The organism is Priestia abyssalis (assembly GCF_002019595.1).
Classification (GTDB): domain Bacteria; phylum Bacillota; class Bacilli; order Bacillales; family Bacillaceae_H; genus Bacillus_BA; species Bacillus_BA abyssalis.
In genome coordinates, this window is record NZ_KV917369.1 from 4485996 (window position 1) to 4508815 (window position 22820).

Annotated in this window: 21 protein-coding genes and 2 riboswitches; of the genes, 2 read left to right on the forward strand and 19 right to left on the reverse strand. The window is 40.8% G+C overall.

The window, feature by feature from the left end:
- Window positions 1-52: 52 nt before the first annotated feature.
- The 4 genes from BK575_RS21385 to BK575_RS21400 form a co-directional block, all read right to left on the reverse strand.
- Window positions 53-697 (reverse strand): LysM peptidoglycan-binding domain-containing protein, encoded by a 645-nt coding sequence (locus tag BK575_RS21385; RefSeq protein ID WP_169907930.1) that lies wholly within the window; start codon window positions 695-697, stop codon window positions 53-55.
- Window positions 698-980: 283 nt separating this feature from the next.
- Window positions 981-1592 (reverse strand): CPBP family intramembrane glutamic endopeptidase, encoded by a 612-nt coding sequence (locus BK575_RS21390; RefSeq protein WP_078413631.1) that lies wholly within the window; start codon window positions 1590-1592, stop codon window positions 981-983.
- Window positions 1593-1598: 6 nt separating this feature from the next.
- Window positions 1599-3131 (reverse strand): RecQ family ATP-dependent DNA helicase, encoded by a 1533-nt coding sequence (locus tag BK575_RS21395; protein WP_078413632.1) that lies wholly within the window; start codon window positions 3129-3131, stop codon window positions 1599-1601.
- Between the two features lie 146 nt (window positions 3132-3277).
- Window positions 3278-4333, reverse strand: a complete 1056-nt coding sequence (locus BK575_RS21400; RefSeq protein WP_078413633.1) for a YpbB family protein — start codon at window positions 4331-4333, stop codon at window positions 3278-3280.
- Between the two features lie 255 nt (window positions 4334-4588).
- On the opposite strand from BK575_RS21400, the gene BK575_RS21405 reads away from it, so the two are divergent.
- Window positions 4589-4837, forward strand: coding sequence for a ferredoxin (locus BK575_RS21405; protein ID WP_028394738.1), 249 nt, complete (start codon window positions 4589-4591; stop codon window positions 4835-4837).
- A gap of 339 nt (window positions 4838-5176) precedes the next feature.
- On the opposite strand, the gene BK575_RS21410 is transcribed toward BK575_RS21405, so the two are convergent.
- The gene (locus BK575_RS21410) at window positions 5177-5752 is read right to left on the reverse strand and encodes an ECF transporter S component (protein ID WP_078413634.1); all 576 of its coding nucleotides are present in this window, start codon (window positions 5750-5752) and stop codon (window positions 5177-5179) included.
- 158 nt (window positions 5753-5910) lie between these two features.
- A riboswitch (FMN riboswitch) is annotated at window positions 5911-6047 on the reverse strand.
- Between the two features lie 184 nt (window positions 6048-6231).
- Between BK575_RS21410 and serA the strand changes: the two genes are divergently transcribed.
- Entirely contained in the window at window positions 6232-7806 is a 1575-nt protein-coding gene (gene serA, locus BK575_RS21415) for a phosphoglycerate dehydrogenase (RefSeq protein ID WP_078413635.1), read from the forward strand.
- Window positions 7807-7860: 54 nt separating this feature from the next.
- On the opposite strand, the gene BK575_RS21420 is transcribed toward serA, so the two are convergent.
- The 14 genes from BK575_RS21420 to BK575_RS21485 form a co-directional block, all read right to left on the reverse strand.
- On the reverse strand, window positions 7861-8565 hold the full coding sequence (locus tag BK575_RS21420; protein ID WP_078413636.1) for a peptidoglycan DD-metalloendopeptidase family protein: 705 nt from the start codon (window positions 8563-8565) through the stop codon (window positions 7861-7863).
- 101 nt (window positions 8566-8666) lie between these two features.
- The gene (locus BK575_RS21425) at window positions 8667-9794 is read right to left on the reverse strand and encodes a GerMN domain-containing protein (protein ID WP_078413637.1); all 1128 of its coding nucleotides are present in this window, start codon (window positions 9792-9794) and stop codon (window positions 8667-8669) included.
- Complete coding sequence (gene sigX / locus BK575_RS21430) at window positions 9778-10326, reverse strand: RNA polymerase sigma factor SigX (protein ID WP_078413638.1); 549 nt, start codon at window positions 10324-10326, stop codon at window positions 9778-9780. Before sigX ends, BK575_RS21425 begins: the two co-directional genes overlap by 17 nt.
- Before the next feature lie 58 nt (window positions 10327-10384).
- On the reverse strand, window positions 10385-11383 hold the full coding sequence (locus BK575_RS21435; RefSeq protein ID WP_078414906.1) for a FecCD family ABC transporter permease: 999 nt from the start codon (window positions 11381-11383) through the stop codon (window positions 10385-10387).
- 165 nt (window positions 11384-11548) lie between these two features.
- Window positions 11549-11757, reverse strand: a riboswitch (cobalamin riboswitch).
- An 88-nt stretch (window positions 11758-11845) separates the two neighbouring features.
- A complete protein-coding gene (locus BK575_RS21440) occupies window positions 11846-13630 on the reverse strand; it encodes an ATP-binding protein (RefSeq protein WP_139368086.1) in 1785 nt (594 codons plus the stop codon).
- Window positions 13627-14343 (reverse strand): response regulator transcription factor, encoded by a 717-nt coding sequence (locus BK575_RS21445; protein WP_078414908.1) that lies wholly within the window; start codon window positions 14341-14343, stop codon window positions 13627-13629. Before BK575_RS21445 ends, BK575_RS21440 begins: the two co-directional genes overlap by 4 nt.
- A gap of 242 nt (window positions 14344-14585) precedes the next feature.
- The gene (ccsB, locus tag BK575_RS21450; protein ID WP_078414909.1) at window positions 14586-15758 is read right to left on the reverse strand and encodes a c-type cytochrome biogenesis protein CcsB; all 1173 of its coding nucleotides are present in this window, start codon (window positions 15756-15758) and stop codon (window positions 14586-14588) included.
- Window positions 15759-15780: 22 nt separating this feature from the next.
- Window positions 15781-17409, reverse strand: coding sequence for a cytochrome c biogenesis protein ResB (resB, locus tag BK575_RS21455; RefSeq protein ID WP_078413639.1), 1629 nt, complete (start codon window positions 17407-17409; stop codon window positions 15781-15783).
- Window positions 17410-17422: 13 nt separating this feature from the next.
- Window positions 17423-17944, reverse strand: a complete 522-nt coding sequence (gene resA, locus BK575_RS21460) for a thiol-disulfide oxidoreductase ResA (protein WP_078413640.1) — start codon at window positions 17942-17944, stop codon at window positions 17423-17425.
- A gap of 184 nt (window positions 17945-18128) precedes the next feature.
- A complete protein-coding gene (locus BK575_RS21465) occupies window positions 18129-18854 on the reverse strand; it encodes a pseudouridine synthase (RefSeq protein WP_078413641.1) in 726 nt (241 codons plus the stop codon).
- A gap of 186 nt (window positions 18855-19040) precedes the next feature.
- Complete coding sequence (locus BK575_RS21470) at window positions 19041-19571, reverse strand: spore maturation protein (protein ID WP_078413642.1); 531 nt, start codon at window positions 19569-19571, stop codon at window positions 19041-19043.
- Window positions 19571-20167: a nucleoside recognition domain-containing protein gene (locus BK575_RS21475; RefSeq protein ID WP_028394752.1), complete on the reverse strand. Its 597-nt coding sequence runs from the start codon at window positions 20165-20167 to the stop codon at window positions 19571-19573. The genes BK575_RS21470 and BK575_RS21475 overlap by 1 nt, the downstream gene beginning before the upstream one ends.
- A complete protein-coding gene (locus tag BK575_RS21480) occupies window positions 20160-21329 on the reverse strand; it encodes a D-alanyl-D-alanine carboxypeptidase family protein (RefSeq protein WP_078413643.1) in 1170 nt (389 codons plus the stop codon). Before BK575_RS21480 ends, BK575_RS21475 begins: the two co-directional genes overlap by 8 nt.
- Window positions 21330-21689: 360 nt before the next feature.
- Window positions 21690-22577 (reverse strand): superoxide dismutase, encoded by an 888-nt coding sequence (locus BK575_RS21485; RefSeq protein ID WP_078414910.1) that lies wholly within the window; start codon window positions 22575-22577, stop codon window positions 21690-21692.
- Window positions 22578-22820: the final 243 nt, after the last annotated feature.

A 22820-nucleotide genomic window follows, 5' to 3' on the forward strand; every position in this document is an offset into this window, starting at 1 on the left:
CACCCCCGTATCTACAGTACAACATATGAGTTTGTCTTAGGATTTATTAAACTTAATTTGGAAGTTTCTCTGTTTTAAGGGGAATTTTCAGCACTTGTCCTTCCTTGATTTTCCCATTCTCTAATTTATTCCATTCCCGAATAAGCTGTGTGCCTTTCACATCATGATAATATTGAATGGCAATGCTAAATAATGTGTCATTGCCTCGAACAGTATGCTGAATAATTTGATATTCTCCGTCCACACCCTTTTCTTCAACGTTTGCTTTCTCGTTGGGTGACCCTTCTGATGAAACGGGAGTGTTTTCATTTAAATCATCAGCTGGGGCCGCCTCCGTTCCTTCCTTAACGTCACTTGATTCCGTTTGTTTCTCTTCCACCGTCTTCTCTATTTCTTCAGGGACGGCTGTTGTATCGGACGGCTCGGCAAAATCGACCACCTCATAGCCGGTCACCTCTTCTTTTTCTTCAAGCATCAAAAAAGTCTCCTGCTTTGTCACATAATGCTTATAAGAAAAATAGGCCACCGCCGGCAATGAGATGAAAAAGACAGATAATACACTAATAAGAGGATATTTCAGTTTATATTTTTCTTTCTTTTTCCGTTTCTTTTCTTGACGAGCTTTACTTCGGGGCGGAAGCTGTGTTCCGTCTTCATTGGACCACGTATCGTAAAGCTCTGACTCAGGCTGATCCATGCGATGCTCCACCATCATCACCTCTGATGTTATGATTCTGTTTGGCTTGAACCCTTAATAGGGAATGTTCAAAAAGTCCGGGAAAAATCGCTGTCGAATTTACTTGCACAGGACGTGGTGATCCGACGTTCGCCACAGGACGTGGCGGCTTTTAGTCAGGCTTTGTCACTCTGCCTCTCCGGTCCTCACGTATTGCAGTCATATCCTCGAAAAAGAAGAACACTTTTTCTTCGTGCGAAGAGGCTGCTTTCGTAGCGACGAGCTTGCGCTCCGGTCCTCGAGTCTATCGTTCCTCGAACTTCTCGGCTCTTTTTGTCCTCCTTTTTGAACCCTTATTAATATGTAATGCTAAAAGAAAATCAATGAGAAAATGAGCTGTGACAGTGACAGCCAAATTGTCGGTCCATGAAAAAAGGACACCGAGAAAAAAACTTAAGACAACAACAGATACCAGCAAAAATACTTTCGATAAGTAGCGCACATGTACAAGAGCAAAAATAACACTTGCCCAAAAAAGCCCGAAATGGACTTGCAGCACTCCTCGGAATAATATCTCTTCGGTAAAAGCAATCATCAGGCATAAAAAAAACAAATGAAGCAGGGAACGATGCCGAAATATCCGTTCGTTAATGCCACCATCGTCATACCATTTCTGCGGCAGCATTTTCATTAAAGCTAAATCAAGAGCCACCACTAAAATTCCGCTAATTCCTCCTATAATCCATATATCAGAGGAGTTCCAATGCCACAACCCTGCAAAAGATGCGTAAGAATCATATTTCCACACGCCGATGACAAAGGCGATGCTAAGCAAAATCGCCTGTGTGACATATAAATTCAATAATAATTCGCGATCCGTTAACTCTTTTATAAGTTCTTTCTGATTGTTAAACATATCTTCTTATTCACTTTGACGAAGAAGTGAAGCAAGTTCCTCCTTCCATCCTTTAAATTCCCATCCCTGTTTATTTTTTTCGTATTTCGTTTTTTGGTAATGAGATAGCTCGATTCCACATTGATCACAGCAATTGGCCGGCCGGCCCTCCATTTCTTGATTAAAATAGGATAGAATCCTTTCACGCCGGCATCCGCTTTGCCCGACCACTTGCTTAACCGCCTGAAACTTCTCTTGCTTTCTTTTCACCCTGTCTAATGCTACACGAGTAATAATGCGATAAAGTTGATCTGCATCAAAATCAGCATTAATCATTGAACCATTAATCACGCCGTTTTTTTCCAAATGATAACGGATGAACCTCCAATGAACCTCATCCAGGCGGATTGCCTGTAAAAGATACTTTTCCAGGGAAGTTAGCTCCATCATTTTCGGTTTTTTTTCCTTAAAAAATTGGATATACATCAAAGCAGCCTTAATGACGTCAGGATGAGGAAGTTCCATCTCCATTAATGAATAAGCCAGTTCATCATCGGCCTCATTGTATAACAAAACAGCTAAACTATCATTCCCATCCCGTCCTGCTCGTCCAGTCTCTTGTAAATAGGCTTCCATTTGCGTCGGTAAATGAAAATGAATGACAAATCGGATATCGGACTTATTGATACCCATCCCAAATGCACTTGTACAGCATATGACATCGAGCTGATTTTGCAAAAACTGATGCTGGATGAGCATGCGCTGATCCGGTTCCATCCCGCCATGGTAATAAGCAACATTTTCAATGCCGTTTTCCTTTAAAAGCAGGGCCAGCGCTTCTGTCCACATTCTGCTTGAACAGTAAATAATTCCAGGTGTTTTCAATGTCTTTACATACTCTAAAAGCAACTCTTTTTTATGTGGAATATCATCAGCCTGTTTAATCTGCAGCGCAATATTGGGACGATCCACGGAATAAATGAGTTTGTGAACATTTGGAAGCTTCAATTGGGTAATAATATCTTCAATCACATCTTCTGTAGCGGTCGCTGTTAGTGCTAAACATGTGGGCTTGCCCAAAGACACCCATACATCTCCCAAATGTAAATAATCAAGACGAAAATCATGTCCCCACTGTGAAATGCAATGAGCTTCGTCCACTACAAATAATCCGATGTTCGCTTTTTTTAACGCTTCGATAATAAAAGGATTTTGCAAAATTTCCGGTGATACATAAATGAACCGGAAAGACCCTAACTGCTGCAGCGCTTGTTGTTTATCGTTTCTGGATAAAAAACTATTCAACGCAATCACTCTTTTTTCCCCGCTTGCCTTTAATTGCTGTACTTGATCTTCCATGAGTGAAAGAAGAGGGGAGACAACTAAAACAGGCCGCTCCTGCACATAAGCCGGCAATTGATAACATAACGACTTTCCTGTTCCTGTCGGCAAAACCGTTACAACATGCTCCTCCCGTAAAATGGTTTCTATAACTTCACGTTGTCCTAAACGAAAGTGGCTATGACCAAATTTCCGTCTTAAAACTTCTTCGATGCTCAATCTATCACCGCTTTTCTGTATACATTCTGACATGGCCGTTCTTTGATCATGTCGAATTTTCTACATCCATATATAGATATTCATCATGTTTTTTATTTCATTATACTTCCAACTTTATAGAATGAATAGAGATGGACACGAAAACTCTAGCTGAAATATTTCGCCATGACGATGCGAACTTGAAAATAGGTGACATCTTCACCAAGATTTTCTTTAATCTCCTTGAGCTTATTTGTCTTTAATGTCTCTATAGCCGAAACAATTCGGTGTTGCATTTGCTCCGGTACATATTCATCAATTGAAAAACCAGGAACAAATAAAGCAAGTTCAACAAGGTGATCTTCAATCGTACTTCTTTTTAAGCGGCGAATTGCCATCACCTCGTCCACCATTTTTCCTTGTTTTAATAACCCCCATGTTTTCATCGTGGAAACTGTTAGGGGAATAGAGGAGTCCGCTTCGGGGATCAAACTGTTCAATAATGGATAAGATGAGGGAGTTTCCTTTATTTGCTGTAAACAATAGTGCAAGACACTCAATTGAATATAATGAACCCGATGCTCATCTATTCCATACCCTTCTCCTACTTGTTTTTTCGTAAGGCCGACCCTTTGAAAACCGGAAAATTGAAGCAAAAAGATATCTGCTTCCTTAGGCAGACACCTTTCCAAACATGCATGCAGCTCTGAAAATAATTGCTTGGCCAGTTCATTCCTTGATGCATGCTGGCGTTTCAGAAACAGCTTCAACCAGCTTTGTACTTTCAAGTCCTGTGATACAGGAAGAAAATAGCTTTTGTTATAAACTAGATGAGAAAGAGTCTGAACGAGCAGGGTCAGGCGTATGAAAAATAATCCGCTTATATTCATATACCTCCAGCCATTTATATACGGAGATAATGGGAAATGCTGCAACTGCTCGTGCAAATAGGTTTTCCCTTCCTCCGTCACGATCCATTTATCTTTTTCTTCCTGTTTTTCTATTATATATTTTTGATCTTTCAATTGTTTTACATATTGGGAAAAGGATTCTTTTTTTAAATATGGAAAGCTTTGAAACAAATGGGAAAGACAATACAATTTCCCATCTTGAATCGTTTGAGCGGATTTTTTTCCCATTAACAAATGATAGACTGCATAGACGGTTCTTTCCCCTTTAAAGGCTTCTAATCCATATAAAATCATTGTGGATAAATAGTTCATCTTTGTCACTCTCTCCTAATGGCTGATTGACCTTATTGTACCAAAAGACGTACCGCGTATGTTTTTCCATGTTTATTTCTGATGAATTAAGGGTATCAATATATCGAAAAGTCCTTGTCTGATAAGCATTATCAGTGACTTTACTATTGAAATGTTGGAAAAACAGTTTTAAAATAGTAACGAAGATATAATGAACAAACTTCACTAAAAGGTATATATTAATATTAGATGAGGGAATTTACGGGAGGTCTTGTTATGCCAAAGTACACAATTGTTGACAAAGAAACTTGTATTGCATGTGGTGCATGTGGAGCAGCTGCGCCAGACATTTACGATTACGACGATGAAGGCATCGCGTTCGTAACTTTAGATGATAACCAAGGAATCGTTGAAGTTCCTGATGTTTTATTAGATGACATGATGGATGCTCAAGAGGGTTGCCCTACTGACTCCATTAAAGTGGCTGATGAAGCATTCGATGGCGACGCAACGAAATTTGAATAATCATACTATAAAAAAGGGATCCTATTCATAGGACCCTTTTTTTATGGAGCTGCGGCTCCTAGCTCGCTGTGGAAATGATGATTGCCCTCATAAGGCAAAAAGCGCCTTATGGTTCAATCCCTATTTCCTTGGGCTCACAGGATGTGAATCATGCCGACGTTGCCGCAGGACGCGGCGACCTTAGTCGGCCTTCATTGAACAGTCGCCTCCGCCTTTCTCTTTGTCTAGCTACGGCTCCTAGCTCGCTATGGAAATGATGATTGCCCTCATAAGGCAAAAAGCGCCTTATGGTTCAATCCCTATTTCCTTCACGAGCTGAACAGTCGCCTCCGCCTTTCTTCAATATGCTGTTTGTTGGGTAATCCATTTCTTCATCTTTGTAAACAGCAAAGCGAAAATCATTCCTGTTAGAATCCCTTTAATCATATTAAACGGCAGAATGCCCATTACAATCAATTGTCTTGCATCCTCTCCAGATAAAGCCGGTGCTTGTAAAAACAACGTGTATGCCGGCAGCCATATATAGTAATTCGTCACACTCATCAACAAAGTCATGATAATCGTTCCCGCTGCAAGTCCCCAAGTCAGTCCTTTTGTCGTGCGGAACTTGCGGAACAGATAAGCAACCGGCAGAATATATAAAAGACCTGCTGCAAAGTTAGCCAATTGTCCTACCGGCACACCTGTCATGCTTCCTTGAATTAAATAGTGCAGGACATTCTTAATTGCCTCTACAACAATACCAGCAACAGGACCATAAATAATGGCCGCAATAAGGGCCGGTACTTCACTAAAATCAATCTTTAAAAACGGCGGCAGACCTGGTAACGGAAAGTTCAACATCATCAGCAAATAGGAAATACTGCTTAGCATCCCTAACGTCACTAATTTTTTCGTACTGTTAACTCCATTCATATTCCTCTCTCCTTTTCCCGATCCATCCTTCGAAAAGAGGATAGGTTCAAAAACATGCCTGAAACTAAAAACTCCCTGCATCTAAAAAATAGATGAGGGAGAAATAGAAGCATGCTCAAATAAACATTCAATGTCTGCCATTTTATGAATGTCCGAACCTCCATCTTCTCCCATCCAGACTGTACTGTCGGCTTTGGAATCTCACCAAATCCTGCTGCCAAAAGGCCGCTCGCGGGCTTAAAACATCATGTTTATCACCGCCGGTCGGGAATTTCACCCTGCCCCGAAGATAGACCATATAATATTATTATGATTCATTATAACTTATCTCGAATTAAAAGTAAATGAAAATTCATTATGTGAGCGGCCTTTTACTTCAACGTAATATTGATATGGGGGAAGTTTTACAATTAAATTGACAGAATTTTTTAATTATGTTAAATTATCAAATATTTAAATCTCAAAAGGGAGAGGTTATGATGTATCGCATTCTTGTTGCTGATGCCATCAGCAGGGAAGGTTTAGCTCCATTGCTAAATGCAAAAGGTATCGAAGTTGTTCAACAAAAAGTTAAGGACGTAGAAAGTTCGTTACATGTTTATGATGCTCTTCTTGTTCGAAGTGCAACACAAGTAACGGAGGAACTGTTAACTAAAATGACCAACTTGAAAATCGTTGGACGGGCCGGCGTTGGTGTCGATAATATTGATACTGATGCGGCTACAAAACGCGGGATCGTCGTAATCAACGCACCAAACGGCAATACCATTTCCACAGCGGAACATACTTTTGCTATGATGGCAAGCCTTGTTCGCTACATCCCTCAGGCTAACACTTCTGTTAAATCACGGGAATGGAATCGTTCTGCTTTCGTCGGTACAGAGTTGTATAATAAACAGCTTGGAATTATCGGCTTTGGCCGTATCGGTTCAGAAATCGCGAAACGGGCAAAGGCATTCGAAATGAAAGTTTGTGTGTTCGATCCTTTCCTAACCGCAACAAGAGCGGAGAAACTTGGAGTAAGCTCTGTCTCATTGGATGAGTTATTAGTTTCAGCAGACATCATTACCGTTCACACTCCCCTTACAAAAGAGACAAAAGGCTTACTTAATCGTGAAACACTTGCCAAAACAAAAAAGGGTGTCTACTTGCTTAACTGTGCAAGAGGGGGCATTATTGACGAAGAAGCGCTTGTCCATTATTTAGAAAGCGGTCATGTAAAAGGGGCTGCTCTTGATGTATTTGAAGTGGAACCTCCTGTTGATAATAAATTGCTCCAATTTGAACAAGTAGTGACGACACCGCATCTTGGTGCTTCTACAAAAGAAGCACAATTAAATGTTGCAGAAGATGTAGCTTTTGAAATACTTCAATTTCTTGAAGGAAAACCTGTCAGCTCTTCTATTAATTTACCAGCTATCTCAAAAGAAGTATTCGAAAAGATTTACCCGTTTACAACATTAACTAAACGAATGGGATCAATTATTTCCCAATGTATGAGAGAACCGGTCCAAGAAATCTCTGTAACATATGCGGGAACAGTCGCTGACTTAGAAACAAACTATATTACGAGAGGCGTGTTGGCCGGCTTTTTAAAAACTCGTGTCGATCACCCGGTCAATGAAGTCAACGCTTCAATGGTTGCCAAACAAAGAGGCATTACGTTTGGTGAAAAAGTATCTAATGAAACACAAGGATATGCAAACATTATTGAAGTGACGGTCAAGGGTGACCATAGTTCGTTTACCATTACAGGCACATATGTAGAAGGCTATGGCCCTCGTATCGTCAATATTCAATCATTTGATATTGATTTTTATCCAGAAGGATATCTTCTTTATATCCTTCACACCGATCAGCCAGGAGTTATCGGTAAGGTTGGTAAAGTACTCGGAGACCATCATGTCAACATCGCAACCATGCAAGTGGGACGTAAACAAAAAGGCGGAGAAGCAATTATGATGCTTTCATTCGACAAGCAGCTTGATGATACCATTCTCTCAACGTTGCAAAATGTAGAAGAAATCGTTAAAGTCCACAAAATCGACCTATAAACAAGACGAAAAAGGCATGAATGTTTTCATTCATGCCTTTTTCGTCTTGTTCACTCAGTAAATCACGAGGATTTGCCCCTCATAAATTTGGTCATTATGTAAAGTGTTCCATTCTTTCAGCTGTTCGACTGTTACCTTATATTGATTGGCAAGCGCCCACAGTGTTTCTCCTTTTTGTACAATTTTTTCCACTTTATCTGCAGTCGGGAATTCTTGCACGATCTGATTAAATACTTCTTGGCCTGTATACTGGTCATCCAAATACGTATATAAACGCTTTTTATCTAACATTAAAAGCGGGTTTAGCGCATTTGTTTTATCAATATTCCAAGAATCTTTATGGACCTCAAAATGCAGATGCGCTCCCGATGAGCGGCCCGTATTTCCCACTTCTCCTATTTTTTGAAGGGCTTGTACTTTTTCTCCTTCAAAAACAAACCGTTTATGCAAATGAGCATAAACGGTTTCGTAACCGTTGGTCTGTTGAATAAAAATCACATGTCCATATGTATCCGAAAAATAGGAACGCGATACGACCCCCTCATTAACAGAAACAACATCCGTCCCCACCTGTGCGGCGATATCGATTCCATGATGTTGTGCATTTCGCGATCCAAATACATCGGTAATTTTTCCTTCTACAGGCCATTGCCAGCTTTCCTTGCTTTCGGCTTTTGCCATTTTCCCGCTGACAAATAACAAGCCGATGCATAATGCCATAATTACTACCACTAAAATGCGTCTTACAAAGTCAACCATTATGTTCCTCCTATGTATGTTTTGTACATACATATACTTTACGCATTTCCCGCATTTTATAGACCTAAAAAATGGAAAGTATTCCAAAGACTTTCCACTTTTTATTCATGTTTCTCTCGTATCGTCACTACATTCGGCGCCTGGGGAACTACCTGCCGCTTTTTCAAAGTAATGTCTCCTATTTTCTCTGCTATTCCACCTTCGAACTGAACGGATTTGTATCCAAAATCACGTGCCGCAAGCATGATAGCATGCAGCATATATACATCACTTTCTTCATTGCTGAGCTTCGTATTCTCAGAGAATCTCACAGTTAAATGGGAATGATCTCCCTTAATCTCTTTAATCTCTACATCAGTTGGAATAGAAGCACGAAGTTCATACATTTCATCGCCCCGTTTCATCGCTTCCATGGCCGCTTGAAGCGATTCATAGGATTGTACTGTCGGAACAAGCAATTTTGGATAGTCTTCATCCGCTTGATAAGTCAAATAAGCTTTTCGTAAAAAATGGTTGATTGGAAGCTCGGCTAATTCGCCCATATTCCCTAAGCTTATCCCTTTATGATCATCCGTTGTAAATTCTACCTTATCGTATGGGAGCCAGCGAAATGTTTCTTCAATGGAATCAATAAACATGTTTTCGGATGCTGAACCGTTCCCAAATGGATGGTCTTCTTTCACTTGTACAGTCACTTTATTTTGATCATCACTAACATGTAGGTCTTGAATGATATTTCTCGAAAGGCCCAGTCTTTCCTCATTCATGGCCGCCGCTGTTCCCTCCAAAGTTTGAACAAGCGTGTCACCTTCCTGTTTGACCATATATGTAAGAGGAACAACAAACTGAATATTTCGATCAGGTGCTGCCACCGTAATATACTTTTTGCCTTCGGGCTTTAAAAGAGAGGGTTGGATCGATACTTTCCTATTCAGCTTCTCTTCTTTCACAGCAGGGTTTATTTCTTTTTCCATGGTGAGTTGATTTTGCCCGGGAACTGGAACCTCTTGTTCCCGAATAGGTAAAAGAGGGAGAGCTAAGACAACTAAAAGCAATGCCACAGCCACTGACGCCAATCCGGGCATTAGCCAAAATCTTTTAGGCTTTCCATCACTTTTCTCTATGCGTTGCTGTACATTTCGATATACTTCTTGTGCAGACCGCCCATCTTGCAGCTTCGGCATGCGGGTAAGCAACTCTTCAATTTGCTTTTTATCCCATTGTCTCATGTTTATCCCCGCCTCCTTCTCTTGATGACCACTTTTCCATCTTTCTCCTTAATACTTGGATGGCACGATGTTGAGTCGTTTTTACTTTACTTTCTGTCCACCCCAGTACTTGTGCCGTCTCGGAAATCGATAATGATTGAATATAACGTAAAATGATGACCGCTCGCTGATCCACCGTACATTTCTCCAGGCATACATACATACGTTGAATTTCTTCCTTTTGCATAGCCACTTCCTCCGGTAATGGCATGTTGTCTACTAAAGGAGTTTTATTCCAATCAAACACATCCAGTATTTTTTGTTTCCAATTTTTTTGTTTCCGAAAATGATCGATGGCTGTATTTCTGGCAATGGCGAACAACCAAGTTTTCTCATGACTTTTCCCTTCAAAGCGTTCGTGGGATTTTAAGACACGAATATATACTTCTTGTACAAGGTCCTCTGCCAACTCGCGGTTCCGAACCATATATAATAAAAATTGAAATAGGTCTTGATGATACTTTTCGTAAAGCTGCTGAAAGACCGCTTCCACCGCCCTTCCCTCCCGCTCTCATTATTTTAGTCGTTTTTTCTCTATAAAAAGTTACAAATCAGTTTCTATATTTACGGATAAATAAAACCGCAAAAGCCGGAGCTCCCACTAGAGCAGTAATGACACCAATCGGCAGCTCACGGGGCGTAATGATCGTTCGTGCAATTAAATCAGCCAGTACTAAAAAAGATCCGCCATTCAAAAAAGATAAAGGTAAAAGATGACGGTAATTGGAGCCTAAATAAAGCCGAGTGACATGCGGAACCACTAATCCAACAAAACCGATCGTACCAGACACAGCTACGGCTCCTCCCGTCAATAAAGAAGCTCCGAATAAGATGAGGATTTTCGATCTCCAAACATTTACTCCGAGAGACTGGGCTATTTCATCTCCAAATGTTAAAACATTCAAATCTCTTAAGTATAAAAACAGAATTAGCATTCCTGCTGTAAAAAAGGGCAAAAACAATTTTATATAGGTCCAGCCGCGCATAGACACACTTCCTAGCAGCCAATTCACAATTTGGCGCAGCTCTTCTCCCGATAAAGCAATTAGAAGTGAAATAACCGCACTTAAAAAGGAACTTAAAATAATGCCAATTAAAATCATCGATTCTGCCGTTATCCTTTTTAAGACAGATGTCGAGATAAAAATTATGAAAATTAATGTCAGCAATGCCATAGATACACTAATAAACGGCATAGTATATCCTGCCAATACCGGCAGCTGGAGATGAAAAAACAATACGATAACAGCACCGAGAGACGCGCCCGACGAAACACCAAGCGTATAAGGGTCAGCAAGAGGGTTTTTTAATAACCCCTGCAACGCAGCCCCGGATACAGCAAGAGCGGCTCCTACCAAAAAACTTAACAGGACACGCGGCAGCCGAATGGAGATAATCAATGTTCTCATTTGTTCCAAATGCTCAGCCGGCATGGATGATTGAAATAAAAACTCGCCAAGGACGGTAAGGATGGACAAAATGGGAATATGAATCGCCCCAATGCTGATGCCCAATAATAGAGCGATTGTAACAAACCCTGCGCTGACCATATAAGCGATAAATAAACGATGCGGTTCTTTAATCTCTTTCAAACTGCTTAACTCCTTTTAATCAACAAATAAAAAAGCCTATCCTTTTTAGAGGATAAGCTTACCACGAAAAAATAGGACACCTCCATATTTTTTCGTTTCCACTTCCTGCTCCCCGAAGAGGCGAAACTATATAAAGGCAAGGCAGGTCTACTGGCTTTTGCTTCTTCCTACTTTAAGCCCTTCCCGCATAGCTCTTTTATGCAGTGGTATTCGCTTATTTCGTCCACAATTACAGTTGCGGGGGCAGCTCTGGGCTTCCACCAGATTCCCTTTTAAGCTTTATGACAAAAAATTCAGCTTTGTCATAAAACACCTTAACCTTCTTAATTATTCATTTATCCCGCTTTAACAGGCAGGAAGACCTCCTCTGATGGAAGTTTCCTTTATTGTTCTCACCATTGCAGAGCAGAGCAGTCATTCTTATACCATGTTGTCCAGTTCACATGGAAGACTAATTGAAAAAGTCGTTCCTTCTCCAAGTTTACTGTGTACAGAAATGGTTCCTCCGTGCGCTTCAACAATATTTCTTGCAATGGCCAGCCCCAAACCAGTACCAGATTTTCCTCGGGTCCTCGCTTTGTCCGCCTTGTAGAAGCGTTCAAATACAAACGGCAAATCATCCCCTGGAATACCGGCTCCATTATCCCGGACTTTGAACAGCAGTTCATCATTATGACGGCCCACTTGCAATAACACTTGCCCGCCTTCTTGCGTATGACGAATAGCATTATCAATTAAGTTAGTCAACACTTGTTCCATCCGATCAGGGTCAAACACTCCCTCATCTTCCGTTAACATGTGCTGTTCAAGTTCAACTGTCACTTGTTTTTCTTTTGCCAGTCCTTGAAATTTCCGTACAATTCTTTCCGAAAAATCAGCAACGGAGACATTAGTCGTATACAGCTGAATATGCCCTGCTTCCATACGGGCTAAATCCAGCAGTTCATTAACAAGGCGTCCCATACGAAGGGATTCATCATAAATAACTTTAGCAATTTCCTTCTTTTCCTCGTCTGTACTGGCAATGTCATCAACGATCGCCTCACTGTACCCTTGAAGCATCGCGATAGGGGTACGCAATTCGTGGGAGACATTGGCGATAAAGTCTTTCCGTAACTTATCCAGTCTTCGTTCTTCTGTCATGTCACGGACCACCACAACGGCTCCTCGAATCGTGGTTTGATTGTATAAAGGAGACATTAAGAGGACCCAACTGCGTCCTTGAATGTTCATTTCAATGCTCTGTTCCTCTTCCGAGGCCACAACCTGCTGAAATAAATGCTGTACTTTCACAGGAAGTTCGCTTTGCTGCTTGTCATTCTGCTCATAATTTGCCGCCTGTAAAAAGCGTTCAGCCGGAGGGTTTGTAATCAAAATAGAACCATCTCGGCTTAATGTAATGACCCCATCCGCCATACTGCTTAAAATATTCGCTAAATGCTCTTTCTCTTGGCTGAGGGCATTAATATTATATTTGAGCTGACGGCCCATTTGATTAAATGCAATTGCCAATTCACCAATTTCATCATGTGTTAAAATCGGTACCTTCGTATCAAATTTCCCTTTTGCTACCTCAAAAGCAGCTTGTCTCATTTTTCGCAATGGTGCTGTAATCCGAGTTGAAAGGAAGAAGGCAAAAATCGTCGTCAAAATGATTGCGACGCCGGCAGCAAGAAAAATGAATTTCGTCGTATGTTTAGAGGGTTCGGTAATAGAAGAAAGCGATTGGTATAAGTAAATAGCCCCCTGCTCTCCCTCTAATGATAGAGGCACACCCACTACATAAATGAAATGATCGGCATCCTCAACTTCTTCATTGCCAAAATACGTTTTTTTCTGAACCTTCTTTCCTGTTTGAATAACACTCTTTAGCGTTTTATCTTTCTCGAAAAGATTTGCTATTTCAGCTTTCTCTTTCTCTCCTACATTCATAAAATCAGGTTCTTCGCTTTGATTTCTCACAATGACAAGACTTGAGTCATCCATCAGTTCACTGACAATGGACAATCCCATTTCTCCAGAATCTGTTCGCTCTAAAATATGAGAAATCTTGATTGCCCTTCCTGTCAGTTCTTTCTCAGCTTCGTCTATATGATAGTTTTCAAAGAATTCCAGTAGCAGAATAGTCAAAGTAAATAAAACAAAAGAAACTAATAATAAAATCGTGAACCATAATTTAACAACAACGCTTCGCCAAAACATCATTCATTGCCAACCTCAAATTTATAGCCCACTCCCCATACCGTGACAATCATTTTAGCCGCTTCAGGGGAAACGCGATTCAATTTTTCACGCAGACGCTTGACATGAGTATCAACCGTACGCAAGTCTCCGAAGAAATCGTAGTGCCATACTTCTCTAAGCAATTGCTCTCGATCATATACTTTATCAGGCGTTTTAGCCAAGAAGCATAAAAGCTCGTATTCCTTAGGAGTCAAACTTACTTCCTGACCGTCAGCTGTGACACGGTGAGCATCATTATCTATCGTTAAATGAGGAAATACAATTAAATCTTTCGCACTCGGTTCGGTTTGTAAATATGTAGTAGGAGAAGACCTTCTTAACAAAGCTTTCACCCGCAATACTACTTCACGCGGACTGAAAGGCTTTACGATATAGTCGTCTGTTCCGGCCTCAAAACCTTGAACCCGATTGATTTCTTCCCCTTTCGCCGTTAACATGATGATTGGTGTCGCTTTTTTCTCCCGCAATTCTTTACATACTTCAATACCGTCTTTACCAGGCATCATTAAATCAAGCAAAATTAAATCATAGTGATTGTTTAAAGCTTTTTCCAACGCTTCCTCTCCATCTTCCGCTTCTTCAATCACATAGTTTTCTCTTTCCAAATACATTTTCAATAAACGTCTAATTCTCTCTTCATCATCAACAATTAATACTTTCATCTCATTTTGCATCATTTATTCCTCCTCCTTCTAGTGTACAGAAAATGATTTTTGATATCTAGATTGATTGTCAATTTCCCTATATCTATTCATGATGTATGAAGTAAATCCTCTTCATAAATATATACATACATTCGATATGCCCGTCCTTTGGTCATGTCGAATATTCTAAATCAATTTATATAGAAGAAATGGGCCCTTCGCCATATCGCTGCTGCTCAACGAAATAAACGGAAAGACCCATCTCCACTTTGTTATGCGTATGAATGTAAACCGGCAATCACGAGATTGACCGCCACCAAGTTAAACATAATGATGGCAAACCCTACTACGGCCAGCCACGCTGACTTTTCACCATGCCAGCCTTTTGAAAGGCGCAAATGTAAGAAAGCCGCGTAAAATAGCCAAGTAATAAGTGCCCATACTTCTTTTGGATCCCAGCCCCAAAACCGCGTCCACGCTATTTGTGCCCAAATCATCGCGAAAATAAGAGCCCCCAACGTAAAGACAGGAAAGCCAATCGCGACAGAACGATAACCGATTTCATCGAGCAAATCCAAATTTGTGTTTTTGACAAGCGGCTGAAGCGCAGCCCCAATTCGCTTTCTTAAAATAAGACGTAAAACACCGTATAAAATAAGGCCGCTGGCTAAAGACCAAATTAATGTATTCAGCTTTTCAGCATTAATGACGGCCGGCATGTCCACAACAGGCTCAAAGCGTCCCGGCGTTTTAAGTTCTCCTTCGTGTAATCCGACCAGCGCCGGCATATTGTACGTTTCTTCTACTTGCCGTTCATTTTTATCAACCCATTGAAACGAGGCTTCATAATCCATCGCTTTAAATGAAGTTGTCACAAGGACGAAGCCGATAACACTGATAAGACAGAATAAAATAAATTCCAGCCAAAACGTCTTTTTACTTGCTTTTGATTGATCCAGCACTTTAATCAAGTAAATCAATCCCACTGCAAAGCTAATGGCAAGAATGGACTCACCGGCTGCAGCGGTCGTCACATGAATGTGAAGCCAATCACTCTGTAAAGCTGGAATGAGCGGTGAAATATCTCTTGGGAACATGCTGGCATATGCAATGACCAAAATGGCAATTGGCAGCGTAAACAAACCAAGCATGCTCACTTTATAAATTAAGTAAATAATGATAAACGCTCCGACAAGCATCATGCCGAAAAAAGTCGTAAATTCAAACAAGTTACTGACAGGTGCATGCCCGGATGCTACCCACCTCGTAATAAAATATCCAAGCTGTGCAATAAACCCGATGATCGTCACTAAAAAACCAAGCTTTGACCAACGGTTTACGTTAGTTGTGCTGCGCTTGTCCCGAATGGCTCCTCCGAAGAAGAACGTTGCAACGAGATATAGAATAAATGCTGTATATAACAGGTTGCTGCTTAAACTAGCCAGGTCCACCTTCCAGTTCCTCCTCTTAGCTTACTTTTTTCTCTTTATCCACCTGATCTTCAGGGGCTAAAATAGCTGTATCTTTCAAGACGTTACTAATTTCATTTTTGAGTCCGTACCAGTTTTTGTTCGTATGTCCGGCAATCCAAAGCTCCTGCCCTACCCGCTGCACCCAAACGCGTCGATGATTCCAATACATCCCCTGGATGACCCCAATCATGAAAATGGCTCCTCCAATTCCTAAAATCCATAATGTTAAATCTTTACGGACCGTGAGACCAGCCACATTTTTCGTTTCAATTCCCGCAAACGACATTTTATATTTATTGTCACCGAGCGGCTCCAAATTTTGGCGAATGGCCACAAAGCTCACTTCTCCTTTTGGACGGTCAGGCGTGAACATTTTAAAAACAAAAGCGGGGTTGTTCGGAACTTTCGTTTTTGTATTCGGATTTCCATCATCATCAAAATAAAAATCAGGAAAATAGCTTAACAGCTCGACATGGTAGCCATTTCCCAAATCATATTTTAATTGAGGATCATGTAAATTGACTTTCAACTGTCCATATGACTGTCCAGACTGTTTATCCGTCAACTTAAACGACATCGTACTTAATTCATCAAGCTTATAATCCACTTGATATAAGGCGTATTGGTCATGTTTCAGCGGCTCATTGACACGGATTTGATGTTCTTTTATTTTTTCCAATTCAGGCTCAACCCCTGGAATGATCTCGCCCTTCCGTTCATACAGCATAACGTTAGATTGATAGTTCTTGGCAATCATTCCATCACCTGCGCGGCTGATCGCATTATCAAATACTTCTCCCTCTTTCTCCTTATCATATGTCTCAAAAATAAACGCCTCATTCTTTAAATAATAACGTCCTTCTGTTCCCGGAATAACCTTCGTTTCCCCTTCGCGAATCCAAAGCACCTCATCGACGTACATTCCCGGGAAGAACCGAAGCATGGCCCCAACCAAAAAGATAATAAGCCCTATATGGTTGACGTAGGGACCCCACCTTGAAAATCGGCCTTTTTCGGCTAAAATGTTACCGTTTTCTTCACGAATTTTATAGCGCCGCTGTTTTAACCGATTTTTCAACGTTTCATAGTCTGGTTCAGTCCATTCTGTATTGATACCGAATAAACGCTGTCTCTTTAAAAAGTTGGAATGGCGCGTCACCCCCTGCTTTTTCAAGGCGCGATAAAGCGGCACCACACGATCTAAGCTGCATATAACAAGAGAAATACCTATGGAAGCGACCAAAATGAGGTACCACCATGAACCGTATAAGTTATGAAACCCTAGTTCATAATATAATTTTCCGGTCCACCCGTACTGGTTTGCATAATACTCTGCAGGCGTGACTGTTGGAGGTATGTACATTTCCTGCGGATAAATGGTCCCAAGAGCAGAGGCAATTAGTGTAATCACAATGAGCCAAACGCCCACTTTGACAGACGAAAAGAAATTCCAAATCTTATCGACGATCGTTTTGTTATACGTTTGTGAGCGTCTTGCACTTCCCTCATATCGCATATCCAATAGCTTTTTTGACTGTTCTTCGCTAACGGGCTTTCCACATGATTCACATAAAACCGTACCATGAGGGTTAACATGCCCGCATTCACATTTTACATGTTCCATTGCTGAAAACTCCTTACGGTTTAATCATTTCCATGTATTCATTTATTTTCTGTTCATTCAAACCACCAAGAAACACATCTACGACCTTTCCTTCTTTATCAATTAAGAACGTCGTCGGTAACGGATCAACCCCGTAAGCGTTTAACACTTGTGAACCTTTATCAATCATGATAGGAAACGTCAATTGATAACGTTCCGCAAATTTTGTAACCGCTATATTCGTTTCGTCCACGTTTACAGCCAAAATTTCTACACCTTGATCTTTGTAAACTTGATATTGTCTTTCCATAGCGGGCATCTCTCTTTCACAAGGCTTGCACCATGTACCCCAAAAATTTAAAAATACCCCTTTTCCTCTGTAATCGGACAAGCGGTGGGCATTCCCCTCTAAGTCTGACAATACGAAGTCAGGCGCTGTATCCCCTACTGCCACTTTTTCTTTACTTGTAAAAAATTGAACATATAACGTATATCCTAAAGCAGCCAGGAGTACAGCCAAAATAACCGTTCTCATCACTAAACGACGATTTTTCATGGCAAGTCTCCTCTAAAATATTTCTGAAAATACAGTATAAATTATAACATTTTTCACCTTTAATACCTTGAAAAGATTATGAAGGTTATGTGACGCATTATAGAAATATAGGTTTTTTTAACCAACTTTCCATACCGCTCTAACCGGCGACCCCCTCTTTAAAAGGAGCGCCGCTGGTAGAACTTTATTGAGCCGAATTCGCTAATACGTAAAGCTGCTTTACTTCGTGAGTCGTTAATTCACGAGATTCCCCCGCATTCAGCCCTTTTAAATCCAAGAAAGCATAGCGCTCCCGTCTTAATTTCATAACAGGATGGCCGATGGCTTCAAACATTCGTCGTACTTGACGGTTTCTTCCTTCATGGATAGTCAATTCTACAATGGTTGTCTGCTTTCGCTTATCGACCGATACGACTTTCACCCGTGCTGGAGCGGTCATGCCATCTTCTAGACGAATCCCCTTCTCAAGCTGTTTGATTTTCTCGCGAAACGGAATGCCTTTTACTTTGGCAATATATACTTTTTCAATTTTATGTTTCGGGTGCATCAGCAGGTTGGCAAACTCGCCGTCATTTGTTAACAATAACAGACCTGACGTATCGTAATCTAAACGGCCGACAGGATAAATGCGTGCTTCCGCATGCGGAAAATAATCCGTAACCGTTTTTCTTCCTCTTTCATCACTTACACTCGAAATGACACCGCGCGGTTTATAAAATAAGAAATAAACAGGTACTTGTCGCTCAAGAGGAATTCCATTGACTTCTACTCGATCATTAGGCCCTACTTTTACGCCTAACTCCTTGACCACTTTCCCGTTTACTTTCACTTTTCCCTCTGTAATAAGCTCTTCTGCTTTTCTTCTTGATGCAACACCTGCATGTGCAATCACTTTCTGCAATCGTTCCATATTGTTTTCACCTCTTGTAACATCTTACTTGTTTGCCGTTAATTGTACAAGCTTTCTATTTCATTAGTTTTGCAATATAACAAGCATTCTAGACATAAAATTCGGCATGGCCCCGAAAGGCCATGCCGAATTTTACAAAAGTATGAACTTATGGGGAAGGCCCTTTCCAGCAAAATTTTTACTTATTCATCCAAAGACAAGTGTAACGATTATAATAGAAGCAGCAAACCCTACTACATCGGCAAGCAAGCCCACTTTTAAGGCATCTCCCATTTTCTTAATTCCGACTGCTCCGAAGTATACGGTCAGTACATAAAAAGTCGTATCCGTGCTTCCTTGCATGGTTGAAGCAAGCCGTCCGATAAACGAATCCGGTCCATATGTAGCAATGAGGTCTGTTGTCAGCCCCAATGCCGCTGTCCCTGAAATGGGTCTGATCAAAGCGAGAGGAACAATTTCTGGAGGAATACCGATTGCCTGCAAAGCCGGGCTTATAAGGGAAACGAAATACTCCATAGCTCCTGAAGCTCGGAAGATGGAAATGGCGACCATCATTCCTACAAGGAAAGGAATAAGAGAAAATGCAAGCTGAATTCCTTCTTTCCCTCCTTCTACGAACGCTTCATAAGTGGGAATTTTTTTCCATGTTGCATAAAGCAAGATTCCGCCGATAATGAGCGGAATGAGAAAAAGCGAAATTTGATTAATCATGACCATCAACGTCTTCCCCCTTTCCCTGCCCTTCTATAATAAAAGTAACGGTCCAACAAAACCGCGCCAATTGCAGAACAAATGGTAGCTAACAGCGTTGTCCCGATAATCTCGGCGGGATTTGCTGACTCGTATGTAATTCTAATCGCAATGACGGTTGTCGGGATAAGGGTCAAGCTGGATGTATTGATGGCAAGAAAGGTGATCATGGAACGGCTTGCTTCATCCGAGTCTCCATTGAGCTTTTGAAGCTGTTCCATCGCTTTAAGCCCTAATGGAGTGGCGGCATTTCCTAAACCAAACATGTTTGCGATCATATTCGATAAAATATAACCTATAGCAGGGTGGTCTTTTGGTATATCAGGAAACAGCCTCGCCACAATAGGACGAAATAAAGCAGCAAGCTTATCTAAAATTCCAGCTTGTTGGGCAATGCTCATCATCCCGAGCCAAAATACCAATACACTGATTAAACCGATACTGATCGTGACCGCTTCAGAAGCACCTTGAAAAATGGCTTTGTTTACTTCATCCATCTTATCGTTTACGACAGCAAATACGATACCTATAAGAGTCAGTAACATCCAAATGATATTAACCATTCGATTGCACTCCTAAAATAAATAGAAATAAATTTTTGATCTTCTCTAAAAAAGATTCATCTTCATCTATGCTTAAGCCTTTTTTATAATAGATGGGCAGCCTTCCAATCTCTTCGTCTTCCTGATAAATATCGAGACGCCCAACAATATCCGGAATGTTTTGTTCATCTTTCCATAATTCCTTGTTTGGCTTGATCAAAGTCGCTTCAATCTTGATTGAACCCTTTTCGTCCTTTTCCAACGGATAGACAAAGTCTCTCTTCACATATACTTTCTTTTCATAATACGGATCATTAATATCATCGATTTTTCCTTTTTTGACGACTTTCGTCGGCTCAAACTTATCAAAACCCATTTCATACATCCAAATATGATCATTCCAGTCACTCGGGGCATTCAATGTGACTGCAATTAAATCCATCCCATCCTTTGATGCTGTTGTAACAAGCGTACGCTTTGCTCTCTTTGTATATCCTGTTTTTCCGCCTGTACAATATGGGTATAAACTGGTAAGCAATTTATTTTTATTTTTCCATACACGGTCCCATTCTTCCTCCGGATGAGGGGAACGATACAATTTAGTCCCAGAAATTTCCTGGAACTGCTCATTGTCCATCGCATATTTCATTAAAATAGCCATATCATATGCGGTGGAGTAATGATTTTCATGATCATCCAGGCCGTGGGGATTGGCAAACTCCGTATTCACCATACCAATCTCTCGTGCTTTTTGATTCATGAGGTACACAAACCCATCCAAGCTTCCGCCTACATATTCTGCAATCGCGACAGCCGCGTCATTTCCTGATCGAAGCATCAATCCATACACAAGATCTTTAAGTTTAATTTTTTCGTTTGGCACAAGATAAAGAGAAGATCCCTCCGTACCGACGGCACTGTTGCTGACCGTTATGTAATCCTCCATTTTGCCGGATTCAATCGCCAGAATCGCAGTCATAATTTTCGTGATGCTCGCAATCCGAAGCTTTTTATGAACATCTTTTCCATACAATACCCTTCCTGTGTGCTGTTCTATTAAAACGGCACTTTGTGCGCTCACACTCCCTGCGGCTGCGGAAGGTACAAATATATGAAAACTAAGAAGAACGGCCATTAAAAACAAGCCTATTTTGGTTAATGTTTTATTTTTAATTCGTTTCATTCATATCATCCCGTCCCTTTGCTTGTTTGTACAAGTTTATGCTTGTCTTGAACGGTTATGAATGAAATCTCTTTCTCTGAAAGAAAACCACGTGTTCAACAAGCAAACTATAAGTCAAAGGATATGATACTTTTGACTCATCTCTTTAGTTTACATGATTTACGTGCAAGTTCAAAAGCAAAAAATAAGCATCCTTTAAAAAAGAACCAAAATACAGCTGGCGGAGAAGCATACATTAACGCTTACGCTTCCCCGCCAGCTTCTTTCTTTATTTTTAGACTATGTTAAAATATAGTGTTGTTTTTTGTGACTGAAACGAAAACAATCGAAATCAACATCATTCTTTAACAAAGCTACTTTTTAATATGGCTGCCACTTCACTTTTTTTGCTTCGTTAAATCTATTTGACACAGCCGGCCAATGAACAATATTCCACCAGTTATCAACATATTGACCGCGTTCATTTTTATATTGCAAATAATAGGCATGTTCCCATACGTCCAATACAAGCAAGGGAATCGTATCCCATTGCGTCATTAATTGATGACGTTCAGCCTGCAAAATTTCAAGCCTTCTGGAACGAGGAGCCCAAACTAATATAGCCCAGCCTACACCTTCCGCTTTTTTGGCCGCCTCGGAAAAATGCTTTTTGAATTGTTCATACGTTCCAAAGTCTTTTTCAATTTGCTGAAGCAATGCTCCCGACGGCTTGCCTCCACCCTTCGGATTCATAATTTCCCAAAAGATAGAATGAAGATAGTGACCGGACCCATGAAAGGCCGCCTCCCGCTCCCAATGCTTGATTAACTCATAGTTTTTCGTTTCTCTTGCTTCCTTCATCATTTTCTCAGCTTTGTTTAAACCATCAACATAGCTTTGGTGGTGCTTTGTATGATGTAATTTCATGATTTCTTGGGCAATGTAAGGCTCTAACGCATTATATGCATACGGCAGGGGCGGCAGTCGATGCTGCCCAATCGGAACACTTTCCATTACCCGTTCTTCGTCTGCAAAATACGGTTGGACACGTTCACTCAATTGATGCAAATGATCGCTTGTTTCCTCTAACACTTTCTCATCTAACATATGGGCCTCTAATTGCTTTTGAACTTCTTTCTTAAAGTTCTCCAGCGTTTCAAGCAACGAATCATCTTCTATCAGCTCACGTCCACATAGCTGCAACGCTGCTTCCTCTAACCACTCTTCTACCTCAAACAAATACTGTCTTATTTGTTCTGGCATACTCACCATAAAGCCCCTCCTCCCCTCTCATCGTCACTATCCTATTCAGGGAGGGAAGAAATGTGAAAGCATCGTTCAATCATCCATATATAAATAAATCGTCAAGAAAAATCTCGGTTTTACCGATTCTCTCTTGACGATTGGCTTTATCTGATATGAGTGTTTCCATATAGTTCATCTTCATCTTCTAACATCATTACAGCTTTTTATTCTGTTTTCCTGTTCTTACATCTTGAATTAACCGACAAA